The sequence below is a fragment of the Flavobacterium sp. genome, assembly GCF_024305175.1.
Lineage (GTDB): Bacteria > Bacteroidota > Bacteroidia > Flavobacteriales > Flavobacteriaceae > Flavobacterium.
In genome coordinates, this window is sequence record NZ_JAMWYY010000002.1 from 98,472 (window position 1) to 119,550 (window position 21,079).

The window sequence follows — 21,079 nt, forward strand, 5'->3', positions numbered from 1 at the left end:
TTTAAAAGAAAGAAAAAATGTTACAGCCTAAAAGAACGAAATACCGCAAGGTACAGAAAGGTAAAATGAAGGGCGTGTCTCAAAGAGGTCACGAACTTTCTAATGGTATGTTTGGCATAAAATCTTTAGATTCATCTTTTATTACTTCTCGTCAGATAGAGGCTGCGCGTATCGCTGCAACCCGTTTTATGAAAAGGGAAGGGCAATTATGGATTAAAATTTTCCCGGATAAGCCTATAACCAAAAAACCTCTAGAGGTAAGGATGGGTAAAGGTAAGGGTGCCGTAGAATATTGGGCAGCCGTTGTTAAACCGGGAAGGATAATGTTTGAAGTGGGAGGTGTGCCGCTTGCAGTTGCAAAAGAGGCTTTACGCCTTGCAGCACAAAAGCTTCCTGTTAAAACTAAGTTTATTGTTGCCAGAGATTTTGAAGCATAATCAACAATTATTATGAAACAATCAGAAATTAAAGATCTATCTGCAGCTGAGTTACAAAGTAAACTTGGTGAGCTAAGAAAGACATATGCCGACCTAAAATCAGCTCACGCTATCTCTCCAATCGAGAATCCGTTACAAATCAGGACCGTAAGAAGGTCTATTGCGAGAGTAGCTACTGAGTTAAGCAAAAGAGAGTTACAATAATTGTAGTCTAAGCTGAAAGATGGAAAAAAGAAATTTAAGAAAAGAACGAGTAGGTGTTGTAACCAGCAACAAAATGACAAAATCTATTGTTGTTTCTGAAACCAGGAAGGTTAAACACCCGTTATATGGTAAGTTCGTGTTAAAAACTAAGAAATATGTTGCACACGACGAAAAGAACGACTGTAACATTGGAGATACTGTAAGGATTATGGAAACACGTCCTTTAAGTAAAACTAAATGTTGGAGATTAGTAGAAATCATTGAAAGAGCGAAGTAATTATGGTACAGCAGGAATCCAGATTAAAAGTAGCAGATAACACGGGAGCTAAAGAAGTTTTAACTATCCGTGTTCTAGGAGGTACAAAAAGGCGTTACGCTTCTGTGGGCGACAAAATTGTAGTGGCTGTAAAAGATGCAACACCAAACGGAAACGTTAAGAAAGGTGCTGTTTCTACCGCTGTAGTTGTTCGTACCAAAAAAGAGGTGAGGAGAGCCGACGGTTCATACATCAGGTTTGACGATAACGCTTGCGTTTTGTTAAATGCTGCTGGTGAAATGAGGGGAACCCGCGTTTTTGGCCCTGTAGCAAGAGAACTTCGTGAAAAACAATTCATGAAAATTGTATCATTGGCACCTGAAGTGCTTTAATTGATTTTAGAAATGATAAAGCTAAAGATAAAATCAGGAGACACAGTAAGGGTAATTGCCGGCGACCACAAAGGTAGCGAGGGTAAAGTGCTTCGTGTTCTTCGTGAAAAAAATAAAGCGGTAGTAGAGGGTGTAAATATGGTGAGCAAGCACACAAAGCCAAGCGCCAAAAACCCTCAGGGTGGTATCGTGAAGAAAGAAGCTCCTATCCATATTTCTAACATTGCACTTGTAGATCCTAAAACTAAGGAAACTACAAAAGTGGGTGTAAGAACAGAAGGAGATAAGAACGTGAGATTTTCAAAAAAATCTAATCAAGTATTATAGTAATGGCTTATATACCAAGATTAAAACAAGAATATAAGGACAGGGTTATAGCTGCCCTTAAAGAAGAGTTCGGTTACAAGAACGTGATGCAGGTTCCTAAACTTGAGAAAATCGTTCTTAGCCGTGGAGTTGGAGCCGCTGTATCAGACAAGAAACTTATTGACTATGCAGTTGAGGAATTAACTAAAATTACAGGCCAGAAAGCTGTTTCTACCATTTCTAAGAAAGACGTTGCTACGTTTAAACTAAGGAAAGGTATGCCAATTGGCGCTAAAGTAACACTTCGTGGCGAAAGGATGTATGAATTTCTTGACAGGCTAATTACATCAGCTTTACCACGCGTAAGGGACTTTGGTGGTATTAAGGCTACAGGTTTTGACGGAAGGGGTAATTATAACCTGGGTGTAACCGAGCAAATCATTTTCCCTGAAATTGATATTGATAAGGTTAACAAAATATCAGGTTTAGATATTACATTTGTAACTTCTGCAAAAACTGATAAAGAAGCAAAATCATTATTAGCAGAACTGGGTTTACCTTTTAAAAAGAATTAAGATATGGCTAAAGAATCAATGAAAGCCCGTGAGGCAAAAAGAGAGAAGCTGGTAGCTAAGTATGCCGAGAAAAGGAAGGCTTTATTAGAAGCCGGAGATTATGAAGGTTTACAAAAACTGCCTAAAAATGCTTCTCCGGTTCGCCTGCACAACCGTTGCAAGCTAACAGGAAGGCCAAGAGGGTATATGCGTCAATTCGGTATTTCACGTGTTACATTCCGTGAAATGGCCAATAACGGATTGATACCGGGAGTTAAAAAGTCAAGTTGGTAATTAAGATTAAAAGGAAAAACAAATGTACACAGATCCTATAGCAGATTTTCTAACCAGGATTAGAAATGCAGTAAGGGCTAACCACAAAGTGGTTGAAATTCCTGCTTCTAACCTGAAAAAAGAAATCACAAAGATTTTATTCGATCAGGGATATATCTTAAGTTACAAATTTGATGACAACTCTGTACAGGGTACAATCAAAATAGCCCTTAAGTATGATAAAGATACTAAAGAGCCGGTAATAAAAGATATCCAGAGAATTAGTAAACCGGGTTTACGTAAATATGCAGGTTCATCTAACCTTCCAAGAATCCTTAACGGCCTTGGTATTGCTATTGTTTCTACATCTAAAGGACTGATGACAGGAAAACAGGCAAAACAACTTAATGTTGGTGGTGAGGTAATTTGCTACGTATACTAAATTAAAAGAGACTTATACAATGTCAAGAATAGGTAAAAATCCAATTACAATACCATCCGGCGTAACTGTAGAGGTTAACGGAGATGTTGTTAAGGTAAAAGGTAAAAGGGGCGAACTTACCCAAAACTTTTCTGATGTTACCGTAAAGGTAGAAGATGGCAAGGTTTTAGTTGAAAGGTCGTCTGATGATAAAGAACAGCGATCTAAGCACGGTTTATACAGGGCGCTTATCAACAACATGATTGTTGGCGTTTCTGAAGGCTTTACAAAACAGCTTGAACTTGTGGGTGTAGGTTACAGGGCTTCTAACCAGGGTCAAAAACTGGATATTGCGCTTGGTTTCTCTCACAACATAGTTCTTGATGTAGTGCCTGAAGTAACTGTAGAAACAGTATCTGAAAAAGGTAAAAACCCTATCATTAAACTAACTTCACACGACAAACAACTTGTAGGTCAGGTAGCGGCTAAAATCCGCTCTTTCCGCAAGCCTGAGCCTTACAAAGGTAAAGGTGTTAAGTTTGTTGGCGAAGTATTAAGAAGAAAAGCAGGTAAATCAGCTTAAAAATTAAGACTATGTCATTAAACAAATCTGAAAGAAGACAAAGAATTAAGTTCAGGATCAGAAAGATTGTAAGCGGAACTGCTGCTAAGCCAAGGCTTTCTGTTTTCAGGAGCAATAAAGAGATCTATGCACAAATCATAGACGACGTAAACGGTGTAACTTTGGCCTCTGCATCTTCAAGAGATAAAGGAGTTACTAAAGGTACTAACATCGAAACTGCTTCGGCTGTTGGCAAAATGATTGCCGAGAAAGCCCTACAGGCAGGTATAGAAACTGTTTCTTTTGACAGGGGCGGTTACCTTTACCACGGACGTGTTAAATCATTAGCTGAAGGCGCAAGGGAAGCCGGACTTAAATTCTAAAGTAAATTATGTATCATAATTATAAAAACGTAGAAATAGTAAAACCAAGCGGGCTTGAGCTTAAAGACCGCCTGGTTGCTGTAAATCGTGTAACCAAAGTTACTAAAGGTGGTAGGGCTTTCGGCTTTTCTGCCATAGTAGTGGTGGGTGATGAAAACGGAGTGGTAGGCCACGGCCTTGGTAAATCTAAAGATGTATCTGAAGCTATTGCTAAAGCAGTAGAGGATGCTAAGAAAAACCTTGTTCGTATACCGCTTGACAGCCAGACTGTGCCTCACGAGCAAAAAGGTAAATTTGGCGGTGCACGTGTACTGCTAATGCCTGCTTCTCACGGTACCGGAGTTATTGCCGGTGGTGCTGTTCGTTCAGTACTTGAGTCTGTTGGTATTCACGATGTATTATCTAAATCGCAGGGTTCATCTAACCCTCACAATGTTGTAAAAGCTACTTTTGATGCTTTACTTCAAATGAGAAGCGCATCTACTGTTGCAAAACAAAGGGGCCTATCTCTTGATAAAGTATTTAAAGGTTAATTCAGGGAAATCATGGGAAAAATCAGAGTAAAACAAGTAAAGAGTAAAATCAACTGTCCGCAAACACAAAAGCTTACGCTTGAGTCTTTAGGCCTACGCAAGCTTGGACAGGTTGTTGAGCACGAAGCAACTCCTGCTATCCTTGGAATGGTAAACAAAGTTAAACACCTGGTTTCTGTAGAGGAAACTAACTAATAAATACAGAAATGGATTTAAGTAACTTACAACCGGCAGAAGGTTCAGTTCACAACAAAAACAAAAGAGTAGGCAGGGGCGAAGGTTCAGGCAAAGGCGGTACTGCCGCACGTGGCCACAAAGGAGCTAAGTCTCGTTCTGGTTACTCTAAGAAAATTGGTTTTGAAGGTGGCCAGATGCCTTTACAAAGGCGTGTTCCTAAATTTGGTTTTAAAAACATAAACCGTAAGGAGTATGCAGGTGTTAACCTGGACACGCTTCAGGCTCTTGTAGATAATGGTGTAGTTACCGATACTGTAGATTTTGCAGTACTGGTTAACAACCGCCTTGCTACAAAAAATGAACAGGTAAAGATTTTAGGAAGAGGAGAGCTTAAAGCAAAACTAAAAGTAACTGCTCACAAATTTACTGCTACTGCTAAGGCTGCCATAGAGGCTGCAGGCGGAGAAGCTGTAAGTTTATAATCTTTAAACAGCAATGAAGAAATTTTTCGAAGCGTTTGCCAATGTCTGGAAGATAGAGGAATTAAAAAACAGAATTTTAGTTACTCTGGGATTACTTCTTGTGTACCGTTTTGGTGCACACGTAACCCTTCCTGGTATTGATGCTACAAAATTAAACAGCTTATCAGATCAGACCCAACAGGGTATTGGCTGGCTTATCGATGTATTTACAGGTGGTGCGTTCTCGCAGGCATCTGTATTTGCATTGGGTATCATGCCTTATATTTCAGCCTCGATCGTGGTACAGCTTATGGGTATTGCAATACCTTACCTGCAAAAACTACAGAAAGAGGGCGAAAGCGGCAGGAAAAAGATAAACCAGATAACCCGTTGGCTTACCATTGTTATTACATTGGTACAGGGGCCTGGCTACATCTATAACCTTTACAGGACACTGCCTGCAGATGCATTCCTGTTACCGTCTGACTCTTTCCAGTTCCTTTTCTCTTCAGTAATCATCCTTACCACAGGTACTATATTTGCTATGTGGCTGGGCGAAAAAATTACTGATAAGGGTATTGGTAACGGTATATCGCTGTTAATTTTAGTTGGTATTATTGCAAGGATGCCTCAGGCATTTATACAGGAATTCTCTTCAGTAGTAACAGATAACCAGGGTGGGCCGCTTGTGCTTGTGCTGGAGGTTGTTGCATGGCTGTTGGTAATTATAGTATGTATATTGCTTATTATGGCTGTCCGCAGAATTCCTGTACAGTATGCAAGGCGCACTGTAACCGGAGACTATGAGCAGGACGCAGCCGGAGGCAACAGGCAATGGATACCGTTAAAGCTAAATGCTTCGGGAGTTATGCCAATCATATTTGCACAGGCTATTATGTTTATTCCTGCTGCTGTGGCAGGGTTATCCGAGTCTGACATGGCACAAACCGTTACGGCACAGTTTCAAAATGTGTTCGGTTTGGCCTACAATGTTGTTTTTGCTTTATTAATTATAATTTTTACGTACTTTTACACCGCAATTACAGTACCTACCAATAAAATGGCCGATGACCTTAAGAGGAGCGGTGGTTTTATACCGGGCATCAGGCCGGGTGTAGAAACCGGAGATTATCTTGACAAAATTATGTCATTAATCACTTTCCCTGGTTCATTATTCCTTGCGCTTATAGCCATACTTCCTGCTATTGCAGTTAGCTTTGGCGTTCAGTCACAATGGGCATTGTTTTATGGTGGTACTTCTCTGCTCATTATGGTAGGGGTTGCAATTGATACTATTCAGCAAATTAACTCATACCTGCTTAACAGGCACTATGATGGTTTAATGAAGAGTGGTAAGAATAGAAAAGCGGTAGCTTAATAATTTTTATGGCAAAACAAGCAGCAATAGAACAGGACGGATCAATAATAGAGGCATTATCTAATGCTATGTTCCGTGTTGAATTAGAAAACGGGCACGTAGTGATAGCTCATATTTCAGGTAAGATGCGCATGCATTACATCAAATTATTACCAGGTGATAAAGTGAAACTTGAAATGAGCCCTTACGATTTGTCTAAAGCAAGAATTACTTATAGATACTAAAGCTATATTAAAATGAAAGTAAGAGCATCAGTAAAGAAAAGAAGTGCCGAATGCATAATAGTGCGCAGGAAAGGCAGATTATACGTTATTAACAAAAAGAATCCTAGATTTAAACAAAGACAAGGATAATTATGGCGAGAATTGCAGGGGTAGATGTACCCAAAAATAAAAGAGGAGTTATTGCTTTAACCTATATCTTCGGTGTTGGTAAGAGCAGGGCTAAAGAAATCCTGGCTAAAGCTCAGGTTAGCGAAGATAAAAAAGTTCAGGAATGGAACGATGATGATATCAGCGCAATCCGTGATGCTGTATCTTACTACAAGATAGAAGGTGAGCTTCGTTCTGAAATATCGCTTAACATTAAACGTCTTATGGACATTGGATGTTACAGGGGTATACGCCACAGGGTTGGCCTGCCACTTAGGGGCCAGCGCACCAAAAACAACTCAAGGACTAGAAAAGGTAAGAGAAAAACTGTTGCTAACAAGAAAAAAGCAACTAAATAATAAGAAGTAGTAATGGCTAAAGCGAATACAAAAAAACGTAAAGTTGTTGTAGAATCTACAGGCGAGGCCCACGTTTCTTCAACTTTTAACAATATAATCATCTCTCTTACAAACAAGAAAGGTGAAGTTATTTCTTGGTCTTCTGCCGGTAAAATGGGCTTTAGAGGTTCTAAAAAGAACACTCCGTATGCTGCCCAGATGGCTGCTGAAGATTGTACAAAAGTTGCACTTGAAGCCGGCCTTAAAAAGGTTAAAGTTTACGTTAAAGGCCCGGGTAACGGACGTGAGTCTGCTATCAGGTCGCTACACAACGGAGGCATTGAGGTTACTGAGATCATCGACGTAACTCCGCTACCACACAATGGTTGCCGTCCTCCAAAAAGAAGGAGAGTTTAATTTTTATTTTATAGTATAACACGAACAGGATACGGGGTATCGGAGGATGAGACCTGAATTCATAGCTCCCTGTTCAATAATTTTTTAAAATGGCAAGATATACTGGTCCAAAAACTAAGATCGCCCGTAAATTTGGAGAGGCGATATTCGGAGACGACAAGTCTTTCGAAAAAAGAAATTACCCTCCGGGACAACACGGAAACGCCAGAAGGCGTGGTAAAAAATCTGAATATGCTGTACAGCTTATGGAAAAGCAAAAAGCTAAGTACACATACGGCATCCTTGAAAAACAATTCAGGAACCTGTATGAAAAAGCTGCTGCTACCAAAGGTGTAACCGGTGAAGTTCTTTTACAGTTATGTGAAGCAAGGCTTGACAATGTGGTATACAGAATGGGTATTGCACCTTCAAGAAGAGCTGCAAGGCAAATAGTAGGCCACAGGCACATTACAGTAAACGGCGAAGTGGTAAACATACCTTCATACCACCTTAAGCCGGGCGATAAAATAGCGGTTCGCGAAAAATCTAAGTCTCTTGAGGCTATCGACCGTTCTTTATCTAATTCATCAAGTGTATATGAGTGGATTACCTGGAACAATGATACTAAAGAAGGTACTTTTGTTTCAGTTCCTGCCAGGATACAAATCCCTGAAAACATCAAAGAACAACTAATCGTTGAGTTGTATAACAAATAATAATTGACATTAGTCGAAATATGGCAATATTTAATTTTCAAAAGCCCGATAAAGTTATCATGATCGATTCTACCGATTTCGTGGGGAAATTCGAATTCCGTCCACTGGAACCGGGCTACGGACTGACCGTTGGTAACGCACTAAGAAGAGTTTTACTTTCTTCGCTGGAAGGTTATGCAATTACTTCAGTTCGTATTGAAGGAGTAGAACATGAATTCTCTACCATACCAGGGGTTGTTGAAGATGTTACAGAAATTATACTTAACCTTAAGCAGGTTCGCTTCAAGCGTCAGATAGAAGATATCGACAACGAATCTGTTACGGTTTCTTTTACCGGAAAAGACCAGCTTACTGCCGGCGATTTCCAAAAATTTATTTCAGGCTTCCAGGTTCTTAACCCGGAGCTTGTTATCTGCAACATGGACAGCAGCATAAACATTAACATGGAACTTTCTATAGAAAAAGGCCGTGGGTATGTTCCTGCTGAAGAGAATAAAAAGCCGAATGCACCTATAGGTACAATTTTTACAGATTCTATTTACACACCTGTAAAGAATGTAAAATATACAATAGAGAACTTTCGTGTAGAACAGAAAACTGACTATGAAAAGCTGGTTTTTGAAATTATTACTGATGGTTCTATACACCCTAAGGATGCACTTACTGAGGCAGCAAAAACACTGATTCATCATTTTATGCTGTTCTCTGATGAGAGGATTACACTTGAGGCCGATGAAATTGCCCAGACTGAATCATATGACGAGGAGTCGCTGCACATGAGGCAGCTGCTTAAAACGAAACTTGTAGATATGGATCTTTCTGTAAGGGCGCTTAACTGCCTGAAAGCGGCTGAAGTTGATACATTGGGAGACCTGGTATCGTTTAACAAAAACGACTTAATGAAGTTTCGTAACTTTGGTAAAAAGTCGCTTACAGAGCTTGATGAGCTTGTAGCGTCTAAGAACCTGCACTTCGGTATGGATTTGAGCAAATACAAATTAGATAAAGAATAATCTGAATCAAGCCACTGATTCACATTAAAGATAACAATGAGACACGGAAAGAAAATAAATCATCTTGGCAGGCAGGCAGGGCACAGGAAACTGATGCTGGCTAACATGGCCTGTTCACTTATAGAACACAAGCGTATTAATACGACTGTGGCCAAAGCCAAGGCTCTAAAGCAGTATGTTGAGCCTTTGGTAACAAAATCTAAAGAAGATACTACACACAACAGGCGTGTTGTTTTCTCTTACCTGAGAAACAAATATGCTGTTACTGAACTATTCAGGGAAGTTGCCGCTAAAGTGGGCGACCGTCCGGGTGGTTACACACGTATCATTAAACTTGGTAACCGTCTTGGTGACAACGCTGATATGGCAATGATAGAGCTTGTAGACTTTAACGAACTATACAACGCTACTAAGAAAGAAGCTAAGAAAACTACACGCCGTAGCAGGGCTAAAAAAGTTGAAACAGCTCCGGCTGCCGAAGTTGCTCCTGCAAAAGAAGCAGATAACGCTCCTGCGGCTGACGAAAATAAAGAAGCTACAGAATAATAATGAAGCACCTGAATTTTCAATAAAACAAAAAAGGATAAACTCTCTGGGTTTGTCCTTTTTTTTTGCAGTTAATTTACCTGCCCCTGCATGGTACGGAAATTGCACAAACTTTTTAGCGACACAAATTTTTAGAGTAAATTTGCACACAACACAACAACAAACTACTTAAATGAAATATTCTAACAGAAAGCAGGCAATACTACTTTTAGCTGACGGCACAATTTTTCACGGAAAATCTATAGGTATAGAGGGAACAACCTTTGGTGAGGTTTGTTACAATACCGGTATGACGGGCTATCAGGAAATTTTTACTGACCCTTCATACTTTGGGCAGATAATGGTGGCAAGTAACGCCCATATTGGTAATTATGGTACTAACGAAGAGGAAATAGAGGCGGATAAAATCATGATATCCGGCCTTGTATGCAAAAACTTCAGTTTTAACCACTCGCGAATCAATTCAAAGCACAACCTGAAAGAGTATTTTGAAGCACATAACCTTGTAGCCATTTCTGATGTTGATACAAGAGCACTGGTAAGTTACATACGCGATAATGGCGCTATGAATGCCGCTATATCTACCGATGGCACACCTGTTGAAGAGTTACGCAGGCAGCTTGCAGAAGTGCCTGACATGAAAGGTTTGGAACTTTCATCTAAAGTTTCTACTAAAGAGCCTTATTTTATAGGTAACCCTGATGCTAAGTATAAAATATCTGCACTTGACCTTGGTATTAAAAAGAATATATTAAGAAACCTTGCCAAGCGTGATTGCTATATAAAAGTTTTCCCGTATGATGCAAGTTATGAAGACCTGAAGAGTTTTAACCCTGACGGTTACTTCCTGTCGAATGGCCCCGGCGACCCTGCGCCACTTGTTGTAGCTCAGGAAACGGCTAAGAAAATACTTGAAAAAGATGAGCCTGTATTTGGTATATGCTTAGGGCACCAGGTGCTTGCACTTGCCAACGGCATCCCAACCTACAAAATGTTTAACGGGCACAGGGGCATAAACCATCCTGTAAAAAACATGCTTACTGGCGAAGGTGAAATTACCTCGCAAAACCACGGCTTTGCAGTAGTACGCGAAGAGCTTGAAAAGCATCCGGATTTTGAAATTACGCATGAGCATATTAATGATGGCACAGTTGCCGGTATGCGCATGAAAAACAAGAACTGTTTTTCTGTACAATATCATCCAGAAGCCAGTCCAGGCCCTCACGATGCATCTTACCTGTTTGATATGTTTGTAAGCAATATAGAAAAAGCAAAAAATAAATAAGGCCTACCTAAAACGTTTGCGTTTATAACTTTTTGTTTCTTAGCAGTTTTCGTATTTATAATTATATAAATTTGTGTAAAACATAATAAAATCAACCAAAAACTAATAATTCAAAACTCATGAGCATAATTATTAAAGTACATGCAAGGCAGATACTGGATTCGCGCGGAAATCCTACAATTGAAGTAGACGTTGTAACAGAAAACGGTATTTTAGGAAGGGCTGCGGTACCATCAGGGGCATCTACAGGAGAGCATGAAGCAGTAGAGCTTCGTGACGGTGGAAGCGCTTATATGGGTAAAGGTGTTTCTAAAGCTGTTGAAAATGTAAATACTATTATAGCCGCAGAGATTGTGGGTACTTCTGTATTCGAGCAGAACGGTATTGATAAAATGATGATTGAGCTTGACGGTACTTCAAATAAATCGAAACTGGGTGCTAATGCAATACTTGGTGTGTCGCTTGCTGTTGCTAAGGCTGCCGCTAACGAGCTTGGCCTTCCGCTATACCGTTATGTAGGCGGTGTATCGGGTAACACCCTGCCTGTGCCGATGATGAATATCATCAACGGGGGCTCTCACTCTGATGCGCCTATCGCATTCCAGGAATTTATGATTATGCCTGTAAAAGCAAAGAGCTTTACACATGCTATGCAAATAGGTACAGAAATTTTCCATAACCTTAAAAAAGTGCTTCATGACCGCAACCTGAGTACCGCAGTAGGAGACGAGGGTGGTTTTGCGCCAAATCTTGCCGGTGGTACAGAGGATGCCCTTGATACCATTAAATTAGCCATTGAAAAAGCGGGTTATACTTTTGGAGGTGATTTAATGATAGCGCTTGACTGTGCCGCTTCTGAGTTTTATGTAAACGGAAAATATGATTACACAAAATTTGAAGGCGAGACAGGTAAGGTAAGGACTTCTCAGGAGCAGGCAGATTACCTTGCTGAGCTTGCCGCTAAATATCCTATTATTTCTATTGAGGATGGTATGTATGAAGATGACTGGGAAGGCTGGAAGTACCTGACTGAGAAAATAGGCGATAAAGTTCAGCTTGTGGGCGACGACCTTTTTGTTACTAACGTAGAGCGCCTTTCTACAGGTATAGAGAAAGGTATTGCAAACTCTATACTTATAAAAGTAAACCAGATTGGTACCCTTACTGAAACTATTGCGGCTGTAAACATGGCGCACAACGCAGGTTACACTTCTGTAATGTCGCACCGTTCTGGTGAAACTGAAGATAACACAATTGCCGACCTTGCTGTGGCGCTAAATTGCGGACAAATAAAAACAGGTTCTGCTTCACGCTCTGACCGTATGGCCAAATATAACCAACTACTTCGCATAGAAGAAGAACTGGCAGAAGTGGCTTATTTTCCGGGTGAGAAAGCATTTAAAATAAAGAAATAGTTTAACCCTTTTTCAGGTTATACAGGCACCCTGCTTATGCAGGGTGCTTTTTTTTATGGCAAATTCTAAATTAAAGCAGGCAAATTCTAAACAGTAAATTATAATTTGATAGTAAGTTATACTTTTGCTGTTGTATAACCTTTAGTGTATGAAAACCTTAAAACTAATCCTGCTGGCTTTACTGTTAGTATGCAGCAGTACGCTGCCTGCACAAACTAAAGTGCTGGACAGCCTTACTGATTTGCTTGCTAAAGCTGATACCGCTAAAGATAAGGCAGGGCTGATGAATCTTATAGCATCTGAATATACAGGAAATGATGCAGATAAGATGAGGCATTATGCCGAAAAAGCCATTGCCATTGCAAGGAAGAATAATATCAGGGCAGAGGAGGCGAGCGCATTATTGAATCTTGGTAATGTAAGTATCATGATGAGCAACTATCCGCAGGCTGTAAACAGGTTTACACAGGCTCAGGATATATTGGAAAAAATGCTTACCGAAACAGCATATGCATCTGACGCTAATATCAAAAACACGCTTGCCAGCATATATGGCAGTCTTGGAGTAGTTTTTAGTGAACAGAACAATTATGCAAGGGCGCTTGAATATTATTTTAAAGCCCTTAAATTATATAAAGCCGATAAGCAGGAATATATAGAGGCTGCCTTGTATAACAACATAGGCGTTGTTTACAAAAGCCATGAAGAGTATGACAAGGCCCTGACTTATTTTGAAAAAGCACTTGCGCTGCAACAGAAGTTAAAGGACAGGTTCTCTTCTTCCACCATGGCTAATATAGGTAATGTATATCTTGAAAAAGGGCAGTATAATAAAGCCCTTAACTATTACAATGATGCGCTTGCCATGCTTACTAAATATGAAGACAACAGGGCGCTGGCCGAGTTGTATAACAACTTTGGCGATTACTACAGCAAAACAGGTGATATCAATAAAGCAGAGGAAAGTTATAAAAAAGCACTTGCCATTTTTAATGAAGCAGGCGAAAAATTCGGGGCATCTGCATCGCTTAATTTATTGGGCGAGCTCTACCTGAAAAAGAAGAATGATAAACAGGCTTTAGATTATTTCGGCAAGTCTTCTGCCTATGCACAGGAGATAGGCTCGCTTGAACACGTGCGGGACTCTGAAAAGAATATCAGCAGCCTTTATGAAAAACAGGGTAATTATAAAGAAGCGTTGGTGCATTACAAGAAATATACTGCGGCACAGGACAGCATTATAAATGCCGAGAACATCCGGACTATGGTTCGCGAAGAGATGAATTATGAAATGGAGCGCCGCGAAGCAATACAAAAAAAGGAGAGCGAAAAGCGGGAAGCCATATACATAGAGCAGGAAAAGCGCCACCGCCAGCAAATGATATTTGCCGGGCTTATAGTAGTACTGCTTGTGGGGCTTGTTTTTGTTATATACAACAGGCTTCAGCTTAAAAAGACTTTAACCCTGCAACGCGACCTTGCAGAATATGAGCAAAAAGCGCTTCACCTGCAAATGAACCCGCATTTTGTCTTTAACTGCCTCGGCTCCATATCCAGTTTTATAGTACAAAACGGAACCGATTCTGCTATAAAGTACCTTTCAAAATTCAGTAAGCTGATGCGTCTTACATTAGAGTACAGCAAAGAATCGCTTATCCCTATAGACAGCGAGATAGAAGGCCTGCAAAACTACCTTGAGCTGGAGCAGTTACGCTTCAACAGGATGTTTGAATTTACCATTACAAAAGATCCGGACATAGAAGATGATATGGCTATACCGCCGCTATTGCTTCAGCCATTTGTAGAAAATGCCATTATACATGGTATTATTCCTAAAAAAGAAAAGGGTACTATTATGGTAGATTTCAGGCTGGTAAACAACAAGCTGGTATGCACGGTAACAGATGACGGTATCGGCTTCAGTAAATCGAAGGAAATGAAAGAAAACTCGGTAACGGTACACAAATCAATGGCGTTAGAGATAACCCGCAAGAGGCTGGAAGTGATACAGGCATTTACCTCTAAAACATCTCAGGTTGAGATTACAGAACTGCATAATGCTGCAGGAGAGCCATCCGGAACAAAAATAGTTTTAAATTTACCAATACAATATGCTTCAAACTGATATGATTACTGCACTGCTAATAGATGACGACAGCAACCTGAGGACAGGAATGAAAGGCCTTTTGGGAATGTATGCACCCGATATACATATTTTGGGTGAGGCAGACAGCGTGAAAACAGGTATAAATGCAATAGAGCACTACCAGCCAAACGTAATTTTTCTTGATATACAGCTTGGCGACGGTACCGGGTTTGATATACTGGAGCAGCTTGCGCAAAAGCGGGGCAGTATAAATGCCCATGTTGTTTTTATAACTGCACACGAGCAGTATGCGGTTAAGGCATTCAGGTTTAGTGCGCTTGATTACCTGCTTAAACCTGTAGATCCCGAGGATTTGCGGAAAGTAACAGAGAAGATAAAAAAGGTGGTTACAGGCAATGACAGCTTTGCACACATAGACCTTTTGCTTGAAAATATAAGGAAGAAAGTAGATAAATTTAAAAGGATAGCGCTTTCTACAGCCGAGGGAATACACCTGTTTGAGGTAAGTGATATTATCAGGCTCGAAAGTCAGGATAATTATACTAAGTTTTACATTAAAGACAACAAGCCGGTACTTATCTCAAAAACGCTGAAAGAATATGAAGATTTATTGAGCGAGCAGGGTTTTGAAAGGATACACCAGTCGCATCTTATAAATCTTGCCTACCTTAAATCATACATAAAAAAAGATGGAGGATATGCCGTAATGGCCGATAACAGCCACCTGCCTATTTCGCAGCGAAAAAAAGAAAGATTACAGGAACTGCTACGCACGCTGTAGCGAATTCTAAATGAAGCTGGGCAAATTCTAAGTGAAAAAGCCTGTATGCTTTAATTAGTATATTTTTGTTATACCACACGCTCAAAATAAATAAGTTATGAAAAAATTACTACCAATTATAGTGTTACTGCTCATAAGTGCTGCTGCAGGGGCACAAATTGTAAGCATACCTGATGCCGCCTTTAAAAATGTCCTGCTTTCTGCCACGACAGATAATGATGTAGCAAGAGACCTTAATAACGACCCTGCAGTTATTGACATAAATAATGATAACGAAATACAGGTTAGTGAAGCACTGAATATCTCAAGGCTTGATGTTAACGCAGCAGGAATATATTCACTTGAAGGAATAGAAGCCTTTATAAATCTTGACCATCTTGAATGTGCGGATAATTATTTAGATACCCTGCCAATATCAGCCCTTATAAACCTTGAGGAGCTTGATTGTGCTAACAATAATATTACTGACCTTGAGCTTAGCGGGCTTATTAATATTGCTGAACTGATTTGCGGTGGCAACCCTTTTACCACGCTTGATGTATCTGAACAGGTTAACCTTGAAGTTATAGACTGTACAGCTGCTGTAATAACCGAGCTTGACCTTAGTAATAATCCGCTGCTGATTAATTTTATTGTGAATGACTGTGCATGGTTGCAATACCTGAATATTAAAAACGGAACTATACTCCCGGCACCGGAACTTTCAGGTATCAATAATACTCCACAGTTATCATTTATATGCGTAGATGAGGGTGAGGCGGCCATACTTGAATTGTATTTTTCAGTTTACATGAGTACTTACTGTACATTCACTCCAGGCGGAGCATATAATACCATAACAGGTACTGTAAAATATGATGCAGGTAATGACGGGTGTGATGCATCTGACCTGCCACAGCAGTTTGTAAAACTGAAATTATCAGACGGACTGAATGAGGGCTGTGTGTTTACAAATGCAGCAGGGAATTATGATTTTTATACAGGCGCCGGTGATTATACTGTAGTACCTGAATTTGAAGATAATTATTTTACAGCTTTGCCTGCTTCGGCAAGTGTGAACTTCCCGATTGCAGATAATAGTGTCGCCACAGAAGATTTTTGTATAACAGCCAACGGCACAAGCGCCGATATAGAAGTGGTAATGGTGCCTGTTATACCTGCACAACCGGGCTTTGATGCAGTTTACAAGATTGTGTACAGGAACAAGGGCAATACTGTGCTGTCAGGCACTGTAAATTGCCAGTGGGATCCGGCACCTTTTGAATTGATAAATTTAGTACCTAATGCAGATATAAGCATACAGGGAGACTATACATGGAACTTCTCGAACCTGCAACCCTTTGAGAACCGTGAGATACTAATGACGCTGAATGTAAATTCACCATCTGATACCCCACCGGTTAATATTGATGATGAACTTTTATTTACGGCTAATGCCGCAGTAACAGGCGATAGCTATCCCGGTGATAACAATTTTGCCCTAAACCAGGTGGTTGTAGGCTCTTTTGATCCGAACAACATAATATGCATACAGGGTGAAACCGAGCCCGCAGATGCTATTGGCGAGTACCTTCATTATGTGGTGAATTTTGAGAATACAGGAACTGCACCTGCAAGTTTTGTAGTGGTAAGGCACGATTTTAATGCAACCGATTTTGATGTAGCTTCATTGCAAATGCTTAACAGTTCGCATGATGTTTCGGCAAGGATTGTTGGCAATACCGCCGAGTTTATTTTTCAGAACATCAACCTGCAGGCAGCAGGGCATGGTAATATATTATTCAGGGTAAGGACCAGGAGCAGCGTAATGGCTAACGATATGGTTACAAACAATGCTAAGATTTTCTTTGACTATAATCTCCCAATTGCAACCAATGATGCCAATACAACATTTGAGATATTAAGTAAAGATGACTTTGAGAAAGATGCTTCTGTAAAAGTGTACCCTAACCCTGCCGAAAATGTTGTGAACCTGACTGCGGCAACAGTAATAACTTCTGTTCAGCTTTATGATATACAGGGAAGGCTCTTAGAGGTAAACACTGTAAACTCAGAAAATGCAGTAATAGATATCAGCAACAGGCAGTCCGGAGTTTACTTTATCAAGATTATAACACAAGAAGGAAGTAAGGTAGAAAAACTTATAAAAGAATAAAGTTTTAAGAATATTGAGATAATAAAAGGATGCTTTAAACAGTTATAGTATTGTTTTGTCACCTTTTAATCATTATTTACTTTTTGTTTAGTTTCTGATAAGTGCCACCGCTATGCGGTGGCACTTGCATTTCATGCATTTTTTGATGATTTTTTCTTTTTGGGTATAGAGTTTTTCAAAATATATGATTTATCAACTCATAATGTAGTAATTGTATATAATTAGCGGGCATTTTCTATATTTGCCGAAAAGCAAACAAACGTATGTTACAATTAAATGTAAAGAACGAGACTTCGCGTCTTCGTGCGGTTATACTGGGTACAGCCGTTAGCAATGGCCCTACACCCGAACCACATGAGGCCTACGACCCTAAATCATTAGAACATATCCTTAAGGGCACTTATCCTACCGAAGAAAATATGGTAAAGGAAATGGAGGCGCTTAATGATATTTTCTTAAAATATGATGTTCAGGTATTCCGTCCTGAAATAATAGAAAACTATAACCAGATATTTAGCCGTGATATTGGCTTTGTGATAGATGATTATTTTATAAAAGCCAACATACTGCCCGACAGGGAGCGTGAGCTTGATGCAATACAATATGTAATTGACAGGATAGACCCTGCAAAAGTAGTTCGCCCGCCGGAAGAGGTGCATATAGAGGGTGGTGATGTTATGCTGTGGGACGACCATATTTTTATAGGTACCTATAAAGGCAGCGATTATAAAGATTATATAACGGCTCGCACCAATATGCATGGCGTAAACTTTATAAAGGAGATGTTCCCCAACAAGATTGTAAAAGAGTTCGATCTTGTAAAATCGAGGATTGAGCCGAGGGATAACGCCCTGCACCTTGACTGCTGCTTTCAGCCGGTAGGTAAAGATAAAGGTGTAATTTACAAGAGTGGATTTAGGGAAGAGGCAGATTATCTGTATCTTGTAAAACTTTTCGGGAAGGAAAACCTGTTTCATATAGAGCGCGAGGAAATGTACCACATGACCTCTAATTTCTTTTCTATAGATACCGATGTTGTGATTATAGAAAAGAATTTTACAAGGCTTAAAAACTGGTTGCTGGAGAAAGGCTTTACAGTTGAAGAGGTGCCTTATGCCGAAATATCAAAACAGGAAGGGCTGCTGCGTTGCTCTACACTGCCACTTATACGCGATTAACTTTTAGGACATGAAACAGACAACAAACACTATATTAATGATTCGCCCGGCTGCCTTCAGGATGAACGAGCAAACGGCTGTAAATAATTATTACCAAAGGGTACTTAACAATCTGGTGGCAGATACGGTAAATGCTAAAGCACAGCAGGAGTTTGATGCTTTTGTAGAAAAGCTTCGGTCTGTTGGCGTTAATGTGCTTGTAGTGCAGGATACGCTCGATCCTGATACGCCCGATTCGGTTTTTCCGAATAACTGGGTGTCTTTCCACGATAACGGAGATGTGGCACTATACCCTATGTTTGCCGAGAACCGCCGCCATGAGCGCCGTGAGGACATATTAGACATGCTGGAAGATGAAGGCTTTAAAATAGAAAACATAGTAGACTATACTTCTGCTGAAGAAGATGGCTTCTTTTTAGAGGGAACAGGCAGTATAGTGCTTGACAGGGTAAACCAAAAGGCTTACTGCGCACTTTCGCCACGTGCCGATGAAGAACTCTTTATCGAGTACTGTGAAGATTTTGAACTTAACCCGATAATATTTGAGGCTTTTCAGGATGTGAATGGCGAGCGCAGGCATATATACCACACCAATGTAATGATGTGCGTAGGCGATACCTTTGCGGTTATATGCGCTGATTGCATAGATGATAAAAAGGAGCGTAAAATGGTGCTTTCCAGCCTCAAGGAAGATGGCAAGGAAATAATCCTGCTCACAGAAGAGCAGCTAAACCACTTTGCAGGCAATATGCTGCAGGTTTCAGGCACAGGCGGTAAAACATATCTTGTAATGAGTGATTCTGCCTATAACAGCCTTACAAAAGACCAGGTTGCCAAAATTAATAAACATACAGAGATACTTTCTGCAAACCTTGATACCATAGAAGCTTGTGGCGGTGGCAGTGCACGCTGCATGATGGCAGAGGTATTCCTGCAAAAAGAAGAGTAGATGCTTTCAAAAAAAACGAAATACGGATTAAAGGCCCTTGTTTATATTGCCAAGCAGGCAGACAATGGGCCTGTCCTTATTTCTGATATATCGCAAAAAGAAACCATCCCTAAAAAATTTCTTGAAGCCATTCTGCTCGACTTAAAGAAATTCGGTATACTGGGTTCTAAAAAAGGAAAGGGCGGGGGCTACTATCTTTTAAAAGACCCAAAAGAAATTACTATGGCAACCCTTATCAGGGTTTTAGACGGGCCAATAGCCATGCTGCCCTGTGTGAGCCTTAATTTTTATGAGCGGTGCGACGATTGCCCTAACGAAGAGTTGTGCTCGCTGCACCACTTTATGGCACAGGTTAGGGACAACACACTTAACCTGCTTCAGCAAAAATCATTATACGATTTAACGCTGCTTTAAAAAATTTTTCTCATTACTCTATAAAATCTATAGAGTAATAGTTATATTTGGCAATTGAATAACAACAAATCATTTTTGGTTTGTATTATAAAGGAACCAGTATGTCAGAGATAGAAAGTGACCTTGAATATTTAAACCGGGCTGTAGAAGGCATGTCTTTAGCAGATGCCGTAGCTTTTGTTACTACCCACATAAAAGGGAAAAAAGTGTTTTCTACTTCATTTGGCATAGAAGACCAGCTGCTTACACATTATGTGGCACCCCATAACAACATAAACGTATTTACACTTGATACCGGCAGGCAGTTTAATGAAACCTATGAAGTTTTCCAGAAAACGCAGCAAAAATACCCGCAGCTTGCTATAGAAACATATTACCCTCTGGAAGAGGATATAAGGGAATATGCTAAAAACAGTGGCATTAATGGTTTTTATGAAAGTATTGAGAAGCGTAAGTCATGTTGCTACATCAGAAAGGTAAAACCGCTACAGAGAGCTTTATCGGGCGCTTCATTATGGATTACCGGGCTGCGTGCAGAACAGTCGGCTAACAGGAATACCATGCGTTTTTTGGAGTGGGATGAAAGCCATAAGCTGATTAAGTTTAACCCGCTGCTGCATTATAAGCTGGAAGAGGTGGAAGAGGAGGTTAAGCGTTTGGATATACCTGTTAACAGCCTTTATTATAAAGGCTATTTAAGCATTGGCTGTGCACCCTGTACACGTGCGCTTGCCCCCGGAGAAGATTTCCGTGCCGGGCGCTGGTGGTGGGAAGACGGCAAAAAAGAATGTGGGCTGCATATTCATGCAGACAAAAATTTTTAATTGTGAGTACAAATAGTTAGTTTGTATATATTTAAAGTTGTTTGCAAAACCGCCTAAAGGGCGGTTTTTTTATTTATGATAATCTTTTGGTATATGTTTAAGGCACATCTGCTCACAATTCCAAAATTTAAGTAATAAAAAACTTAAGCTAATAACGCTGTTAACGCCAAATTAATCGGGCAGATAATATAGGTATTATTGCGAGTGAAACTCATGTAATTTTATATTTGCTCAAACGAAAGTTAAAGAAAAAT

30 protein-coding genes are annotated in these 21,079 nt (G+C 40.1%); all 30 read left to right on the forward strand.

Going from position 1 to position 21,079, the window contains the following annotated elements; all coding sequences use genetic code 11:
* The first annotated feature begins 17 nt into the window (after window positions 1–17).
* The 30 genes from rplP to Q0K96_RS01180 all read left to right on the forward strand — a co-directional run bounded on the left by rplP (window position 18) and on the right by Q0K96_RS01180 (window position 20,825).
* Window positions 18–437 (forward strand): 50S ribosomal protein L16, encoded by a 420-nt coding sequence (gene rplP / locus Q0K96_RS01035; RefSeq protein ID WP_223052895.1) that lies wholly within the window; start codon window positions 18–20, stop codon window positions 435–437.
* 12 nt (window positions 438–449) lie between these two features.
* Entirely contained in the window at window positions 450–641 is a 192-nt protein-coding gene (gene rpmC / locus Q0K96_RS01040; protein ID WP_223052896.1) for a 50S ribosomal protein L29, read from the forward strand.
* Window positions 642–660: 19 nt separating this feature from the next.
* Window positions 661–918: a 30S ribosomal protein S17 gene (rpsQ, locus tag Q0K96_RS01045; RefSeq protein ID WP_223052897.1), complete on the forward strand. Its 258-nt coding sequence runs from the start codon at window positions 661–663 to the stop codon at window positions 916–918.
* 2 nt (window positions 919–920) lie between these two features.
* Entirely contained in the window at window positions 921–1,289 is a 369-nt protein-coding gene (gene rplN / locus Q0K96_RS01050) for a 50S ribosomal protein L14 (RefSeq protein WP_116787132.1), read from the forward strand.
* 12 nt (window positions 1,290–1,301) lie between these two features.
* Window positions 1,302–1,616, forward strand: coding sequence for a 50S ribosomal protein L24 (gene rplX, locus Q0K96_RS01055; protein WP_223052898.1), 315 nt, complete (start codon window positions 1,302–1,304; stop codon window positions 1,614–1,616).
* Window positions 1,617–1,618: 2 nt separating this feature from the next.
* The gene (rplE, locus tag Q0K96_RS01060; RefSeq protein WP_297332167.1) at window positions 1,619–2,170 is read left to right on the forward strand and encodes a 50S ribosomal protein L5; all 552 of its coding nucleotides are present in this window, start codon (window positions 1,619–1,621) and stop codon (window positions 2,168–2,170) included.
* A 3-nt stretch (window positions 2,171–2,173) separates the two neighbouring features.
* Window positions 2,174–2,443: a 30S ribosomal protein S14 gene (gene rpsN, locus Q0K96_RS01065; RefSeq protein WP_223052900.1), complete on the forward strand. Its 270-nt coding sequence runs from the start codon at window positions 2,174–2,176 to the stop codon at window positions 2,441–2,443.
* A 22-nt stretch (window positions 2,444–2,465) separates the two neighbouring features.
* Entirely contained in the window at window positions 2,466–2,864 is a 399-nt protein-coding gene (gene rpsH, locus Q0K96_RS01070) for a 30S ribosomal protein S8 (RefSeq protein ID WP_159800542.1), read from the forward strand.
* 19 nt (window positions 2,865–2,883) lie between these two features.
* On the forward strand, window positions 2,884–3,426 hold the full coding sequence (gene rplF / locus Q0K96_RS01075; protein WP_223052901.1) for a 50S ribosomal protein L6: 543 nt from the start codon (window positions 2,884–2,886) through the stop codon (window positions 3,424–3,426).
* 11 nt (window positions 3,427–3,437) lie between these two features.
* Window positions 3,438–3,788, forward strand: a complete 351-nt coding sequence (rplR, locus tag Q0K96_RS01080) for a 50S ribosomal protein L18 (RefSeq protein WP_297332168.1) — start codon at window positions 3,438–3,440, stop codon at window positions 3,786–3,788.
* A gap of 8 nt (window positions 3,789–3,796) precedes the next feature.
* The gene (gene rpsE, locus Q0K96_RS01085) at window positions 3,797–4,321 is read left to right on the forward strand and encodes a 30S ribosomal protein S5 (protein ID WP_223052903.1); all 525 of its coding nucleotides are present in this window, start codon (window positions 3,797–3,799) and stop codon (window positions 4,319–4,321) included.
* 12 nt (window positions 4,322–4,333) lie between these two features.
* Window positions 4,334–4,516: a 50S ribosomal protein L30 gene (rpmD, locus tag Q0K96_RS01090; protein ID WP_223052904.1), complete on the forward strand. Its 183-nt coding sequence runs from the start codon at window positions 4,334–4,336 to the stop codon at window positions 4,514–4,516.
* Window positions 4,517–4,527: 11 nt separating this feature from the next.
* Window positions 4,528–4,980, forward strand: a complete 453-nt coding sequence (gene rplO, locus Q0K96_RS01095) for a 50S ribosomal protein L15 (protein ID WP_223052905.1) — start codon at window positions 4,528–4,530, stop codon at window positions 4,978–4,980.
* 13 nt (window positions 4,981–4,993) lie between these two features.
* Entirely contained in the window at window positions 4,994–6,337 is a 1,344-nt protein-coding gene (gene secY / locus Q0K96_RS01100) for a preprotein translocase subunit SecY (RefSeq protein WP_223052906.1), read from the forward strand.
* An 8-nt stretch (window positions 6,338–6,345) separates the two neighbouring features.
* Window positions 6,346–6,561: a translation initiation factor IF-1 gene (gene infA, locus Q0K96_RS01105; RefSeq protein ID WP_035129818.1), complete on the forward strand. Its 216-nt coding sequence runs from the start codon at window positions 6,346–6,348 to the stop codon at window positions 6,559–6,561.
* A 12-nt stretch (window positions 6,562–6,573) separates the two neighbouring features.
* Window positions 6,574–6,690 carry a type B 50S ribosomal protein L36 gene (ykgO, locus tag Q0K96_RS01110; protein WP_002987490.1) on the forward strand — a complete coding sequence of 39 codons (117 nt, stop codon included), beginning with the start codon at window positions 6,574–6,576 and terminating at the stop codon, window positions 6,688–6,690.
* A gap of 2 nt (window positions 6,691–6,692) precedes the next feature.
* Entirely contained in the window at window positions 6,693–7,067 is a 375-nt protein-coding gene (gene rpsM, locus Q0K96_RS01115) for a 30S ribosomal protein S13 (RefSeq protein ID WP_297332169.1), read from the forward strand.
* A 12-nt stretch (window positions 7,068–7,079) separates the two neighbouring features.
* Window positions 7,080–7,463, forward strand: a complete 384-nt coding sequence (gene rpsK, locus Q0K96_RS01120) for a 30S ribosomal protein S11 (RefSeq protein WP_223052908.1) — start codon at window positions 7,080–7,082, stop codon at window positions 7,461–7,463.
* An 89-nt stretch (window positions 7,464–7,552) separates the two neighbouring features.
* The gene (gene rpsD, locus Q0K96_RS01125) at window positions 7,553–8,158 is read left to right on the forward strand and encodes a 30S ribosomal protein S4 (protein ID WP_297332170.1); all 606 of its coding nucleotides are present in this window, start codon (window positions 7,553–7,555) and stop codon (window positions 8,156–8,158) included.
* 20 nt (window positions 8,159–8,178) lie between these two features.
* Entirely contained in the window at window positions 8,179–9,171 is a 993-nt protein-coding gene (locus Q0K96_RS01130) for a DNA-directed RNA polymerase subunit alpha (protein WP_297332171.1), read from the forward strand.
* A 36-nt stretch (window positions 9,172–9,207) separates the two neighbouring features.
* The gene (gene rplQ / locus Q0K96_RS01135; protein WP_297332172.1) at window positions 9,208–9,717 is read left to right on the forward strand and encodes a 50S ribosomal protein L17; all 510 of its coding nucleotides are present in this window, start codon (window positions 9,208–9,210) and stop codon (window positions 9,715–9,717) included.
* Between the two features lie 172 nt (window positions 9,718–9,889).
* The gene (carA, locus tag Q0K96_RS01140) at window positions 9,890–11,002 is read left to right on the forward strand and encodes a glutamine-hydrolyzing carbamoyl-phosphate synthase small subunit (RefSeq protein ID WP_297332173.1); all 1,113 of its coding nucleotides are present in this window, start codon (window positions 9,890–9,892) and stop codon (window positions 11,000–11,002) included.
* Between the two features lie 119 nt (window positions 11,003–11,121).
* Entirely contained in the window at window positions 11,122–12,417 is a 1,296-nt protein-coding gene (gene eno, locus Q0K96_RS01145; RefSeq protein ID WP_297332174.1) for a phosphopyruvate hydratase, read from the forward strand.
* Between the two features lie 148 nt (window positions 12,418–12,565).
* Complete coding sequence (locus tag Q0K96_RS01150) at window positions 12,566–14,542, forward strand: tetratricopeptide repeat protein (protein ID WP_297332175.1); 1,977 nt, start codon at window positions 12,566–12,568, stop codon at window positions 14,540–14,542.
* The gene (locus tag Q0K96_RS01155) at window positions 14,529–15,305 is read left to right on the forward strand and encodes a LytTR family DNA-binding domain-containing protein (RefSeq protein ID WP_236937597.1); all 777 of its coding nucleotides are present in this window, start codon (window positions 14,529–14,531) and stop codon (window positions 15,303–15,305) included. The genes Q0K96_RS01150 and Q0K96_RS01155 overlap by 14 nt, the downstream gene beginning before the upstream one ends.
* 97 nt (window positions 15,306–15,402) lie before the next feature.
* Window positions 15,403–17,460 carry a T9SS type A sorting domain-containing protein gene (locus tag Q0K96_RS01160; protein WP_297332176.1) on the forward strand — a complete coding sequence of 686 codons (2,058 nt, stop codon included), beginning with the start codon at window positions 15,403–15,405 and terminating at the stop codon, window positions 17,458–17,460.
* A gap of 263 nt (window positions 17,461–17,723) precedes the next feature.
* Complete coding sequence (locus tag Q0K96_RS01165) at window positions 17,724–18,638, forward strand: amidinotransferase (protein WP_297332177.1); 915 nt, start codon at window positions 17,724–17,726, stop codon at window positions 18,636–18,638.
* Between the two features lie 10 nt (window positions 18,639–18,648).
* Window positions 18,649–19,587, forward strand: a complete 939-nt coding sequence (ctlX, locus tag Q0K96_RS01170) for a citrulline utilization hydrolase CtlX (protein ID WP_297332178.1) — start codon at window positions 18,649–18,651, stop codon at window positions 19,585–19,587.
* Window positions 19,588–20,001, forward strand: a complete 414-nt coding sequence (locus tag Q0K96_RS01175; protein ID WP_297332179.1) for an Rrf2 family transcriptional regulator — start codon at window positions 19,588–19,590, stop codon at window positions 19,999–20,001.
* A 101-nt stretch (window positions 20,002–20,102) separates the two neighbouring features.
* A complete protein-coding gene (locus Q0K96_RS01180; RefSeq protein WP_297332180.1) occupies window positions 20,103–20,825 on the forward strand; it encodes a phosphoadenylyl-sulfate reductase in 723 nt (240 codons plus the stop codon).
* The last annotated feature ends 254 nt before the right edge of the window (window positions 20,826–21,079 follow it).